The organism is Myxococcus faecalis (genome assembly GCF_050039385.1).
Lineage (GTDB): Bacteria > Myxococcota > Myxococcia > Myxococcales > Myxococcaceae > Myxococcus > Myxococcus fulvus.
In genome coordinates this window covers 1305070-1318080 of the sequence record NZ_CP144336.1, presented here as the reverse complement: position 1 = coordinate 1318080, position 13011 = coordinate 1305070, and the positions used below count along the sequence as shown (strand labels likewise).

Sequence of the window (13011 nt, the reverse complement as noted above, 5' to 3'; positions counted from 1 at the left end):
CCATCGATGACCCTCGGGTTGCCGCGCTTCGCCCTCGTGGTCGTCCTGTTCCTGTTGGCCGCGCCGCCTGTCGAGGCGGCCCGTGCGCCTCGACGCGTCACGAGCGCGACCAGCGTCATCGGCGTCTGGAAGGAGTCCCAGCACCTCTACGTGAAGGGCGACGTCGGCGTCACCGACGACCAGCTCGAGGACCTGGAGGCGTGGCTCACGGAGGAAGCGCCGCGCTGGACCGTGGTGTTGATGTCGGACGCGGAAGGGGAGCGCTACGTCGACGCCGAGGGGACGACCTTCCGCGACATCGACGCCGCGCTGCACGCGCTGGGCAAGGGCCTGTCGAACCGGACGGGCTTCGGCGCGCTGAAGAACCCCCGGACGAGGGAGCCCGATGGCACCGTGCTGTTGATCTCCCTGGCGGAGCGCCGCTTGTCGTACTTCGCCTCGGAGACCAAGGACCAACGCCGGCTGGGCGAGGACCGCTGGGCAGGCTCGCTGGACGCCCGCGCCGTCGAGGCCATGCGCAACGGCGGCCGCCTCATCGACGCGGTGAAGAACACCGTCGACTCCATCGAGACCCAACTGCGCGCCGCCCTGGACAGGGAGGAGCTCGAGCGGACCCGTCGCATCGAGGCGCTGAGGGCGAGTCTCGTGGCGCTCCAGAAGGAGCTCCCCGGGCTCGAGGAGCGTCGCGCCTCGGTCTTCAGGTCGGCGATACCGCCGGGATTGTCCGCGGCAGCCGTCGACCTCCAGGCCGCGGGCAAGACGCTCCTCCAGGCGCTCGCGCTGCTCACGCCGCCGGAGAAGGCGGACCTCGCCAGGGCGACGTCCCTGTATGACGGGCTGCGCGCGGACCTGGAGGGGCTGCGCGCGGCGATGGAGTCCCATCGGCTCGCGAGCGACCGATTGAAGGTCCTGGAGGCCGCGCTGGAGAGCCTGCCCGGGCACCGCTACGCGGGCTTCGCGAAGCCGCAGCTGGAGGCGCTGGACACGGCGGTGGAGAATGCCAACGCCGCGGTCCGCGACATGTCGCCGTCCCATCGCGACGCGCTCGTCGCCGCCGAGTCCGCTCGCGTGAAGGTCGCCGAGGCCCTGACGTCCGCCGAGAAGGACGAGCGCCGGCTCGTGGAGATCGACGAGGCGCTCAAGGCCCTCGAGGCGCTGCCGACCGCGGAGGCCGTCCAGGACGCGCTCACGAGGGCGAGGGCCGCGCAGAAGAAGGCTCGCGAGACGTTCGAGTCCCGCTCGCAGCTGCATCGCCACGCGATGGACGAGAGCGAAGAGGCGCTCCGGCGGGCGGAGCGGGAGACCCAGAAGGCGCGGAAGGCCCGGCGGATGCGGGACACGGGGGCCACGGCGGGTGGCGCGGGGCTGCTGCTCGCGGGCGTGCTGGCGCGCCGTCGTCGCAACGCGAGCCGACGCACGGCCATCGAACAACACGAGCGCTTCCGCACCGTCGTCGACGAGAAGACCCAGGCGCTGTTCGACCTGCTGGAGCGCACGCACCTGGTGGCGGGCAAGTCCCGCGACGACATCGCGCGGCGCTTCGAGGGGCTCACGCGCGAGCGGGGACAGCAGCTCGCGTCCAATGTGGACGAGCTCTTCCTGCTGGTGACGGCCGCCGCGCGGGTGCTGCACCGGGCCGAGGACCTGCTCGCGGGCTCGGGCCCGTTGCACGGGCTGGGCGCGCACCTGGGCACCTCGCGCTACGAGAAGGTCACCGAGCTGCTGCGCGACGCGCCCATCGTCTTCCACCCGGATGAAGGCGTGGAAGGCGTCCTGCGCGGGCCGCGCTCGCACGCCCAGCGACTCATCGGAGACGTGAAGAGCTATCAGCCGTTCTCGCTCTCGTTCCTGGACCTGCTGGAGGCGTTCAACTCCCACGCGGAGCGGGGGCTGCGGCTCGTGGAGGCCCTCGAGAGTGTCCCCCAGGTCGCGCTGGACGCGGTGAACGCGCTGGAGACGTTCTGCGCCCGGCTGCGCTCGCTGACGCCCGGGGCGGAGGTGCTCCGGGTGAAGCAGGTGGTCGCGCTCGTGGCGCCGTCGCTGGAGACGCTCGTCGCGGCCGCGCGCCCGCTGCTGGCCAAGGACCCGATGGCCGCGGTGGAGGGACCGCTGACGGAGGGCGGACGGCGTCTGGAGGACGCCGAGGCGCTCGTGGCGGTGATGGAGGCGGCCGTGGGGCAGGTGGCTCCCGCGGTGGAGCGCGCGGGGGCGGCGCTGGTGAAGGCGGGCCTGTCGCGTCGGTGGCTGGAGGATGCGCTCGCGGCTCGGGGCGAGGCGACGGAGGAGGTGGCGCAGGCGCTGCTCCAGGCTCCCGCGGGGGACTCGGTCGCGGTGCTGGCGCGGTCCTTCACGGCCCTGGCCGGCCAGGCGGCGGAGACCTCCGAGCTGGTGACGCTCGCGGCGCGCGCACAGGACGAGCTCGGCCGCGCGCAGAAGGAGACGGCGTCGGCGCGCGAGGCGCTGGGGCGTGAGCTGGACAAGCCCGCGTCGGCGCTCTTGAACGAGCCGGAGTCGAACCCGACGGACCGGCACTCGGTCGGCACGAACCTGCTGGCCACGGGGCGCGAGGCGCTCGCCGAGGGCCGGCTGGAGACGGCGCGCGAGGCGCTGGACGCCGTGCTCGCCCGCGTGGACGAGGTGCGCGCCATCATCGCGAGCAGTCGCGAGGCCCGGAAGACCTTCGCCTCCCGACGGGACGCCTGTCGCGAAGAGGCCCGGCGACTGGAGACGCGGGTGGCGGAGGGCACCGTGCTGCTCGAGTCGCTGCTGAAGCGCTACCGGCCCACCGCGCTGCGCCTTCGCCCCGAGGACCCCGTGCACCCCGAGGCCAACGGCACCGTCCAGGACAACCTGACGGAGGTCGTCCGGCACCGCCTCGACGCCGCGAGCAAGCTCAAGGCCGCGGAGCTGGCCTTCGCCGAGGCGCGGCTGCTCGCCTCCGCGGACCTGCTGGGCCAGGTGGAGCGCCTCCACGCGCTCAGCCATGCCCGTCTGCTGGAGGTCGATGAGAAGGCGCGACGACTCCAGGCCGCGGAGGAGCACAACGCGGGCGTCCTGCTGGCCGCCCGGGGCCTGCTCGCGGCCTGCACCGCCGATGTCTCCGACGCCCGGGTGAAGCGGTCCACCGTGAAGGCTCGGGACGCGGCCCAGGGGCTCCTCCAGGCGGCCGTGCAGACCACGGAGGCGCGGCCCGCGGACCCGTTCGCCGCCGGAGAGAAGCTCGCCGCCGCGTGTCTGTCATTGGAGCAGGTGCGCCAGTCCGTCGCCCGGGACAGGGCCCAGCACGCGCAGGCCCAGGACAGCCTGGCGTCGGCGGAGCGGGCCGTGTCCTCGGCGGACGTGTGGATCCGCCAGGCCGCCAACGACGGCATCGCCGACAGCCGGGCGACGGTGGTGGCGGTCAATGCCCTCCTGTCCCTGGGCAAGGACCTGTCCAAGGCCCAGGCGGAGTTCGGCAAGCCCCACAACGACTGGGCGGCGGTCGACACGCTGGCCGGACGCATCGCCGCCGACGCGGCCCGCAGGACGGCGGACCTGCGCGGAGAGCTGCGCTCCGCCGAGCAGGCCGCCAACGCCATCTCGGGCGCCGCCGAACTGGTGCTCCAGGCGAGCTCGTGGCGGGGGCGGCCCGGAGGCTCCTACCTCGACGAGGCCCGGCGCTCGCTGGACCGGGGCCTGTACGTCGAGGCCGAGCAGTCCGCGGGCAGGGCCTCCCGCGCCGCGTCCGACGCCATCGTGGAGGCGGAGGAGGAGCGCCGCCGCGAGGAGGAGCGCTCCCGCGCATCGTCGTGGTCCTCGTCCTCCTCGTCCTCTTCGTCGTGGTCCTCGTCCTCGTCGTCCTCCTCGTCGAGCAGCGGCTCCGGCTTCTCCAGCTCTTCCTACGGAGGCGGCTCTTCGGGGAGCGGCTCGGGTTTCGGCAGCTCAAGTTGGTAATCCCGGGCTATGGTGCGCGCCCATGGCAACTCCTCATATCTCCGCCGCACCCGGCGACTTCGCCGACGTGGTGCTGATGCCCGGTGACCCCCTCCGGGCTCGCTACATCTCCGAGCGCTTCCTGGAGGACGCCCGGGGCGTCACCTCCGTGCGCAACATGTTCGGCTTCACGGGCACCTATCAGGGCCGTCGCCTGTCGGTGATGGGGCACGGCATGGGGGTGCCCTCCATCTCCATCTACGCCACGGAGCTCATCAAGGTGTACGGCGCCCGCACGCTCATCCGCGTGGGCAGCTGCGGCGCGCTGCGTCCGGACGTGAAGCTGCGCGACGTCATCGTGGCCACCGGCGCGGGCACCGACTCCAAGGTGAACCGGATGCGGCTGTTGGACCATGACTTCGCGGCCGTGGCGGACTTCGAGCTCGCCCGCTGGGCCGTGGAGGCGGCCGAGCGTCGCAACAAGCCGGTGCGTGCGGGCTCCGTCTTCACCTCCGACCTGTTCTACCACCCCCAGGAGCAGCTCAACGCCGCGCTGGTGCGCATGGGTGTGCTCGCCATCGAGATGGAGGTCGCGGGCCTGTACGGCGTGGCGGCCGAGTTCGGTGCGCGCGCGCTGGGCCTGCTGACGGTGTCGGACCACCTGCAGACCGGGGAGCACCTGTCGCCCCAGGACCGGCAGACGACGTTCGACGAGATGATCGAACTGGCGCTTGACGTCGCGCTCAAGGTCCCGCCGCCGGCCCCCTGACGCCTCCCTTCCTGCTCGGCAAGTGTGGTGGGGGCCACTCCAGGTGGCCCCCTGGGCCGGGAGGGCGCCAAAAAATCCGGGGAGGGGCTTTGTGCTCGAACGAATCTCGGGCAATCCTTCGCCCCGGTGCGTTACCCCCTTTGGCTCCTTCTGGTCTGCGCCGGCTGTGCCGGGCGCGTGGTTCCCCACTCTGGCGGCGAGTCCGCCCTGGCCTCCGTGCGTTCAGAAGGACTGACGCAGGGGAGTCAGGAGGCACCGCCGGCGGTCGTGCCGTCGCCGGTCGCCGTCGAGACAGCCGCCGTGCCTGTCGCCGCGGAGGCTCCGGCCGAGGGCTGCTCCTTGTCCGAGGAGGACCTGGAGGGCGAGGACGAGACGGCGGAGGCCGGCGAGGGGGAGGGCGACGACGGCGAGGGTGAGACGCCGGTGGTGGGCGGCGAGGTGCCCACGGGGCCGCTGTACACGGCGGACATCTCCGACGAGGAGCTGGCGCGGCGCTGGAAGGACGACATCGCGTCGCTGGGCTCCATGGCGGTGGGCTTCGCGCACAGTGGCCGGCTGGTGAACTCGGTGCAGTTCCCGAAGGGGGAGGGCGCCGACTGGCTCGTGGTGCAGCCCGAGATCGCGTGGGGCACGCAGGAGAGCATCGACTACCTCATCACCGCGATTCGGGAGGTGCGCTCGCGCTTCCCGGAGGCGCCGCCCATCCGCGTCAACGGCATCAGCAACAAGGAGGGTGGCTACAAGCGCCCCCACAAGAGCCACCAGAACGGCCGCGACGTGGACGTCGGCTTCTACTACCCGACGGTGGACCCCATCCGTGAGCGCGAGCGCGAGAAGTACATCAACGTGCCGCTCAACTGGGCGTTCATCCGCGCGGTGGTGACGAAGACGGACATCCAGCTCATCCTCGTGGACAAGCGCGTGCAGAAGGTCCTGTACGACTACGCGCTGTCGGCGGGCGAGGACAAGGCGTGGCTGGATTCGTTGTTCCACCCGGCGGGCATCATCCGGCACGCGCGTCGGCACCGGGACCATTTCCACCTGCGCTTCCACAACCCGAAGGCGCAGGAACTGGGGCGCCGGGTGCAGCCGTTGCTGTCGCTGCAGCCCGAGCACAACGTGACGACGCACCGGATCCGCTCGGGTGACACGTTGGGTGGCATCGCGCTTCGGTACAACTCGTCGGTGGCGCTGATTCGCAAGGCGAACCGGATGAAGGGCAGCTTCCTGCGCGCCGGTCAGCGCCTGGCGGTGCCGCTGCGAGGGCCGTGCACGCACTGCCCCGTGCCGCCGCCCTTCGTGTTGCCGCCGCGCATGCTGCCGCCCGAGCCGAAGGCCCCGCTGGTCGCGTCGGTGGGCGCGGTGGCGGCGACCGAGGCGAAGGCCGTGACGGATTGCGCGAAGCCCGTGCCGGCTCCGGCGCCGGGCACGCAGGTGGCGAAGTCCACCGCGTCCGCGCAGCCCGCCGCGGTGGGCGCCGAGTCGATGAACGCTGCCGCCGCCGTGCAGGCCGGTGCCGCGTCCGTGAGCAATGCCGCCGCCGTGCAGGCCGGTGCCGCGTCCGTGAGCAATGCCGCCGTGCAGGTGGTGGGCACGTCGGTGAACGCCGCCGCGGGCCAGGTGGCGGGCACGCCGGCGAGCGCCGCGGTGCAGGCGGGTGCCGAGTCCGTGAACAGCGCCGCCGCCGTGCAGGCCGGTGTCACGCCGATGAACGCGGCCTCGGTCGAGCCGGCTCGGGCCGTGGTGGCCCCCGCGGGCGCCGCCGCTCCGAGGCCGACGGTGATGCCTTCGTCCGCGCGCGAGCCGTCCGAAGGTGCGTCCGTGGGAATCACGCACGGACGCTGAGCCGGTTCGAGGTGCCTCGACGTGGGGCCAGTGCGGTGGCCCCACGTGAGCCCTGCTCGAGTCGCCAACTCGCGACCGACAGTCTCCGCTAGAACGGAATCCGCAGCCCCACGTCCGCGGCGGGGATGAACTTCCACTGGGTCCGCTCATCCAGCCGGACGACGACCACCGGCAGGCGCCCGCCCACCGTCACGGCCATCTGCGGCACCACGTACAGCGCGAACGACGCGACGGGCGCGGCCGACGGGCCCATCGTCCAGCCCGAGTCTCCGTCCCCCGTCTGCACCACCACCTGCAACCCCGCCTCGACGCCCAGCGCCAGCTCCGTGTAGCGGTAGCGCTTCTTGAGCGCATAGCCCACCGTCAGGCCCGTGGTGAACTCACGGTTCTCCTCGTGCGGCCCCTGGCCCACCTCCAGCGCGAACGTCAGTCCCTGCAGCGCCTTGGACAGCTCCGCGCGGAACGCCAGCAGCGCGCCCGCGGGGTCCACCACCGTGTGGCGCATCCCCGCCGTCAACGTCAGCTCCCGGTCCCCGGGCGTCGCGGGCACATACGGCGAGATCTCCAGCGGCGCAGACGCGCGGGCCGAATCAAGCGTGCGCCCCTCGGTGACCGGCTCGGGAGAGCGGGCCACGAGGGGCTCGGGGGCGTTCTGATTCTCGGTCAGCGCGGCGGCGGCGACACGTTGCTCCACCGAGCCCCAGGGCCTCGGCTCCTGGGTCGGGTCCGGCTCCGGTGGCGGTGCCTCCTCGGGTGGGGCCTGTGTCTCCTCAGGCGTCGGCTCCAGCCACTGCCACTCCTCCGGTGACGCGATGACCACCTTGCGCGAGATGGGCACCGGATGGCTCCCCTTGAGGCCGGCGAGGGTGGGCGATGGCGGCGCCAGCTTCAGGTCGTCCCAGCGCACCTTGCTGACCTGTCCGGCCGCGGCGTTCACCGCGCCCACGTGCTGCCGTCCCGCTCGCCACGCTCGCAGCTCGTACTCGCCCGGAGGCACGGCGAGCCGAGGCACCGCGCCCGGCCCCAGCTCCGCGAGCACCTGTCCTCGCCCCGGCTTCAACAGCAGCGCGCGCTCGAAGTCCGACGGCAGCTCCAGCGCCGTGCCCGGGCTCGGAAGCTGCGTGAGCACCAGCTCCCCCTTGCCCGTCAGCCGGTAGTCGTACGCCGGATGCTGCGCGCCCGTCAGCACGTCCGCGGTGGACGAGACGGTGTGCGCATACGCGTATTGATACGCCTCCGCCAACGTCACCAGCCCGTCTCCGGACGAGTCCGCCGCGCCGCGCAGCCCCGACACCAGATGGTGCGTGAAGAGCGAGCCGCCCACCTCCCGCGACTCCAGCGCCAGCTCGTCCTCCGCGCTGGACGTCAGCAGCGCGTGCCCGGTGCTGTGCACCTCATCCGTCAGCCGCAGCTCGAACGAGGGACCCGGGCGGCCTCCCTTGAAGCGCAGCAGGGCGCCGCTGCGGCAGCTGTCGACGATGGCCAGGCGCACGTCCGCGCGCGTCGCGTCCAGCCAGCGCCGCAGCTCCGAGTACAGCAGTCGCTCCGTGCCCAGCTCCAGCGCCACGCCGTCCGAGTGTCCGGAGAAATAGAACAACAGCACCACGCGCGTGTCCGGCTGACGGCGCAGGGCCTCGACCTTGCGAGCCGCCTCGTCCAGCGCGTACCGCACCGGCGCCAGCCCCTGACCCTTCAGGATGATGAGGTCCGAGGGCGCCACGTCCCCCAGCTCCGACAGCACGCCCGCGAGCTTCGTGGCGTCGGCCTCCGCGTAGCGCAGGGGCGGCCGCTCCCCGCTGCCCACGTTGTGGCCCACCAACACGGCGATGCGTCGGGTCCCCGCCTCGACGGGCAGGGACGCGCACAGCACCGCGGCGACGACGAGGCAGCGCAGAGAGGTCATCACGGCTGGGTCTTCTCGAAGAGGAAGGTGGCTTGTGCTCCCGCGGCGACCGGCAACCGCCTGCGGTCCCGGATGACTTCCGCGCCTCCGGTGGAGAGCTCGCGCAGCGCCGGCGCGACCGACTCGAACGACAAGGGCTGGCGGGAGAACAGCGCGAACAGTCGCTCGGGTCCCGGGGCGTTGTCGAGCACCACGCTCCCCGGAATCTCCACCGGCAACCCCCGCGACGGCAACTGCACGCTCTCATGTCCACCGAAGGGGTAGTAGGTGTTCACCTGTCCGGCGCCATCCACCGACACCACCAGCACGTAGGGCAGGCCCAGCCCCTCCACGACGAAGCGCACCTGGTCCCCTGGGGCCAGGGCCTCGCCTTCCTCCACCTTCCACGTCCGCTCGCCCCGGTGGGCGAAGAGCTGGAGCATCGCGCCGCCCTTCACCGCGAGCTCGGGCTCCTGGGGCGAGGGCACCGCGACCAGCGCGAACAGCAGCACCACCGCCGAGGCCAGCGCGAGCGCGGGAGCCCACCAGCGCCAGTCGCTCCAGGGCATCCCGCGCGGGGAGGGGAGCTGGGCGCGGGGGAGCACGTGGGCGGTGAAGTGCCGGCGGTGGGAGGCGAGCTCCTCGGAGCGGGCGCGACAGGTGAGACAGGTGTCCAGGTGGGCCTGCGTGGTGGCGCGCTCCGGAGGGGGAAGCGCGTCCATCGCGAGGGCCTCCAGCTTGAGGCTGGAGACGTGAGGGGGGGCGTTCATGAGGGGGGCCTCCCGGCGAGCGCGTGGGCGTGCCGGTGGAAGTCTGCGAGCCGGTTGACGACGGTGCGACGGGAGATTCCGAGGAGCTGGGCCACCTCTTCCTGCGTCATCCCGTCGGCGAGGTGGAGCCAGGCGACCTCGGCCACCTTGGGGGGCGCGGTGGTGATGAGGCGGCGGGCGAGGTCCCGGTCTTCCAGCAGGCGCTCGCTGTCGACGCCGGGCACGTCGGGCAGCTCCTCCACGGGCACCGCGCGGCGGCGCCTGTCTCGGGCCTGGTTGAGGCAGTAGTTGGTGGCCACGCGGTAGATCCACGCGAGGGCGTGCTGGGCATCCGGGGCGCGGTCCAGCTGGCGGTGCAGCCGGAGGAAGGTCTCCTGCGCCGCATCGGCCGCAGCGGCGTCATCGCCCAGGATCTGGCGACAGCGGGCGTACAGGGAGGGCCCGTAGGTGCGGTACAGCGTGTGGAGACGGTCTTCGGACATGGTGGTTTCGCGATCCGGCCTCCCTACCAACACCGGGGGTGGGCGGATTGCGCAAGGGCCCCTCCGGACGCGGCCGGTGTGGTACCACGGGGTCGCCCATGGCCCTCCCCCCCCGTCGAGGCCCCTCGCTGGCGCACAAGGCCCGCCAGCGCACACCCGGCCACCACTACAACGCGAGCTTCCTGTCCGCCCTGGACAAGGAGGCCATCCTGACCTGGCTGGGAGGGCTGCACCCGCTGTGGGAGGAGCGCTTCTCGAAGCACTTCCCGCCGCCGCCGGGGCAGCAGCAGCGGCGCCTGCTCCGACCGGTGTACTGGCTGGGCAACTGGCAGTTCGCGTGCCTGGACTACTACCGGCCGCCCAAGGGCGTCTGGAACCGGTGCGTGAAGGCGGAGCCGTTCCCGGAGGTGCTCCAGCGGCAGGTGACCAAGATCGAGGAGCTGGCGCGGCGCATGTTCCGGGGGCCGGACATGCCCAAGGGCTGGCACCTCAATACGTGTCTGGTGAACTTCTACGGCAACCGGCTGGAGGAGGACCGCTGGGTGGACACGGCGCGGGTGGGCGAGCACAAGGACTTCGAGCCCGGCCCGGTGGCGTCGCTGTCCTTCGGCGAGCGGGCGCTCATCCAGTTCGTGACGTCCTCTCGGCCCGGTGAGCGGGACGCGGTGGTGCTGGAGCAGTGGCTGGACGACGGGGCGCTGGAGCTGTTCGGCGGGACGCGGTGGAAGGAGGAGACGTTCCATCGGGTGCAGCGGGTGGACACGCGCGCGGGGCATGACCTGGCGCCGAAGCTGCCGGACTTCCGCACGCGCCGCATCAACCTGACGTTCCGCTACGTGCCCGACGAGCACGTGACGCCGTTCTTCAAGCTGTCGCCCGAGGCGCGCGAGGACGTGCGCGGCTACATGCGCACCCTGGCAGAGGGCAGCGCGTTCTTCCGCGCGGAGCTGGCGCGGGAGCAGACCGCCACGCCCTGAAGGCCGTGCGCCGTCGAAGCCGCGCGTGCGCGGCAGGGCGAGCGCCACGCAGGCGCGCCCGGGGACTCCGAGGGCCACCCGCGGCGGAGGGCGAGCGCCACGCAGGCGCGCCCGGGGACTCCGAGGGCCTCCTGCGACGGAGCGGCGGATGGGGGCACGCTCGAGCGGTGGTGCCGCTCAGCGGGGCCTGCGCTTGCCGTGGGTCCGGGCGTGGCGACCCTGCTCCTTGCCGGGGGACGCTCCCGAGTCCTTCTGCGGAGGACCGGGGTCCTTCTGGGACGCGAGGAAGCGCGTCCACGCCTCCTGGAACACGGGGTCCTCGCGCGGCACGGGGACGCGGGGAATCTGTCCGCGCATGATGCGTTCGATCTCCGCCACCACGTGCTTGTCCCGCGACGTGGCGAAGGTGGACGCGACGCCGCTGGCCTGCGCGCGCGCCGTGCGGCCGATGCGGTGCACGTAGTCCTCGGGCGAGTGCGGCAGGTCGTAGTTGATGACCTGTCCCACGTCCTCCACGTCCAGGCCGCGCGCGGCGATGTCCGTCGCCACCAGGCACCGGTAGGTCCCCTCGCGGAAGCCCTCGAGCGCCTGGCGCCGCTGGTTCTGCGTCCGGTCCGCGTGCAGCACCGCGCTCTTGTGGCCCTCGCGCTGGAGCAGCCGCAGCACCTTGTCCGCGCGCTCCTTCGACTTGGCGAAGACGAGCGCCGTCGAGTCGCTCTCCGCGAGCAACGTGAGCAGCAGCGCCGACTTCTCCTCCGGCTTCACGATGTAGAGCCGCTGCTCGGCCCGCTCGGCGGGAGTCCCGCTGCGGGTCACCTCCACGCGCACCGGCTTGTGCAGCCGCTCCCGCGCGAACCTGCCCACGTCGGGGCCGAGCGTCGCGGAGAACAACAGCGTCTGCCGCTTGCGAGGCAGCGCGGCGAGGATGCGCTCCAGCTGGGGCAGGAAGCCCATGTCGAGCATCCGGTCCGCCTCGTCGAGCACCAGCCCCTCCATCCGGTACAGGCTCACCGAGCCCGTCTCCAGCAGGTCCACCAGCCGGCCCGGCGTGGCGAGCACGAAGGTGGGATGGGCCTTCAGCGCCTCCACCTGCGCGGACATGTCCTCGCCGCCGATGACCACGGTGTGCGTCAGGCCGCGCGCCTCGGCGAAGACGCCCAGCGGCTCGGCAATCTGCCGCACCAGCTCCCGCGTGGGGGCGAGCACCAGCCCCAGCGTGCCCTTCCGGCCCGCGAAGCGCTCGACGAGGGGAAGCACATAGGCGGCCGTCTTGCCGGTGCCCGTGGCCGCGCAGCCGATGACGTCCTTGCCCGCGAGCGCGGGAGGGATGGCCTGGACCTGGATGGGGGTGGGCTGGGTGAAGCGCACCCGGCGCAGCGCGCCGAGCGTGTCCGGAGACAACCCGAGCCGTTCGAAGGAATCACTCACGGCCTGGGGGTATCACGGCGTCGGGCCCCGTGGGAAAGGGCCTGACGCCGGCACTGTCCTATGGCGTGTCGCGCAGCTTCTGGGCCCAGGGCTCCACGGCCCGCAGGACGCTCTTCACCCGCTCGGCGGGCTTGCCGGCGTCCCTGAGCCGCCTGCCCAGCGCGTCCAGGTGCGGCACGGCGCGCTCGGTGAGGGCCACCAGCGCGGCGGCCACGTCGCAGGTGTCCGCGGCGTCGTCCATGCAGATGACCCGGTCCTCCAGGACGATGCGCCAGATCTCCTCGCAAGAGCCTCGGCGGCGCTGGTCCGGGATGAGGAAGAACGGATGGAACGTCCGCTCCAGCCGCTTCACCGTCTGGTAGATGGGCTGGTTGTCCTTCATCGAGTCGCCGATGAGCTTCGTCACGTGGCGCGCCGCCACCTCCTCGGAGGGCGGCTCGTCGCCCGTCATGAAGAAGTATCCCTTCTTGCCGCGCTTCTCGAAGCAGTCCATCGCGGTGTGCTCGGCGGCGAAGTACATGCCCAGCTCGTAGGACTCGGAGGGGTTCGCGCCGCCACCGCGCTCCAGGAACATCCACGTGAGCCACTGGTCCATCTGCTGCTCGGAGGACTCGAACTGGCCGACCTGGAGCGGGGCCCTGTCGTAGTCCGCGTCACCCACGGCCATGAAGAGCACCTGCGGGTCCGCGATGCCCGCGTCCATCAGGTCCTTCATGAACGAGGGGAACGTCTTGCGCGCCAGGATTTCGGGGATGTTGCCCATGGAGCCCGTCACGTCGAGCGACATGACGACGGCGAGCGAGTTCGGGTGGGCCGCGCTGTCCCGGCTCTCGCGGAACTTCACCCCGAACGGGTCCATCCTGGGATGACACGCGCGCTGCTTGAACACCTCTTGCGGCGGCAGCTCGCTGCGAGCCTCCGTCATCGCCCTGTGCGCTTCGTGACT

The 13011-nt window shown here is 72.3% G+C and carries 9 protein-coding genes; 4 read left to right on the top strand and 5 right to left on the bottom strand.

The annotated features are described in order from the left end of the window. The first annotated feature begins 6 nt into the window (after nt 1-6). The 3 genes from VZQ01_RS05045 to VZQ01_RS05035 all read left to right on the top strand — a co-directional run bounded on the left by VZQ01_RS05045 (nt 7) and on the right by VZQ01_RS05035 (nt 6526). Nucleotides 7-3933 carry a coiled-coil domain-containing protein gene (locus VZQ01_RS05045; protein WP_223751277.1) on the top strand — a complete coding sequence of 1309 codons (3927 nt, stop codon included), beginning with the start codon at nt 7-9 and terminating at the stop codon, nt 3931-3933. A 22-nt stretch (nt 3934-3955) separates the two neighbouring features. Further along, nucleotides 3956-4681, top strand: a complete 726-nt coding sequence (gene deoD / locus VZQ01_RS05040) for a purine-nucleoside phosphorylase (protein WP_141328160.1) — start codon at nt 3956-3958, stop codon at nt 4679-4681. A gap of 267 nt (nt 4682-4948) precedes the next feature. Then, entirely contained in the window at nt 4949-6526 is a 1578-nt protein-coding gene (locus VZQ01_RS05035) for a LysM peptidoglycan-binding domain-containing protein (RefSeq protein ID WP_426747024.1), read from the top strand. A gap of 88 nt (nt 6527-6614) precedes the next feature. Here the strand turns inward: VZQ01_RS05035 and VZQ01_RS05030 are convergent, their stop codons facing one another. From VZQ01_RS05030 to VZQ01_RS05020, 3 genes are read right to left on the bottom strand one after another with little or no spacing between them, the layout of a single operon-like run. Beyond that, nucleotides 6615-8429 (bottom strand): caspase family protein, encoded by a 1815-nt coding sequence (locus VZQ01_RS05030; protein WP_267701099.1) that lies wholly within the window; start codon nt 8427-8429, stop codon nt 6615-6617. Beyond that, complete coding sequence (locus VZQ01_RS05025) at nt 8429-9178, bottom strand: hypothetical protein (protein ID WP_426747023.1); 750 nt, start codon at nt 9176-9178, stop codon at nt 8429-8431. The genes VZQ01_RS05030 and VZQ01_RS05025 overlap by 1 nt, the downstream gene beginning before the upstream one ends. Then, nucleotides 9175-9660, bottom strand: a complete 486-nt coding sequence (locus tag VZQ01_RS05020) for an RNA polymerase sigma factor (RefSeq protein ID WP_141328153.1) — start codon at nt 9658-9660, stop codon at nt 9175-9177. Before VZQ01_RS05020 ends, VZQ01_RS05025 begins: the two co-directional genes overlap by 4 nt. 98 nt (nt 9661-9758) lie before the next feature. On the opposite strand from VZQ01_RS05020, the gene VZQ01_RS05015 reads away from it, so the two are divergent. Then, complete coding sequence (locus tag VZQ01_RS05015) at nt 9759-10637, top strand: alpha-ketoglutarate-dependent dioxygenase AlkB (protein ID WP_223751280.1); 879 nt, start codon at nt 9759-9761, stop codon at nt 10635-10637. Between the two features lie 177 nt (nt 10638-10814). On the opposite strand, the gene VZQ01_RS05010 is transcribed toward VZQ01_RS05015, so the two are convergent. After that, entirely contained in the window at nt 10815-12065 is a 1251-nt protein-coding gene (locus VZQ01_RS05010; protein WP_223785101.1) for a DEAD/DEAH box helicase, read from the bottom strand. Between the two features lie 58 nt (nt 12066-12123). Next, the gene (locus VZQ01_RS05005) at nt 12124-12990 is read right to left on the bottom strand and encodes a VWA domain-containing protein (protein WP_223751282.1); all 867 of its coding nucleotides are present in this window, start codon (nt 12988-12990) and stop codon (nt 12124-12126) included. Between the last annotated feature and the right edge of the window lie 21 nt (nt 12991-13011).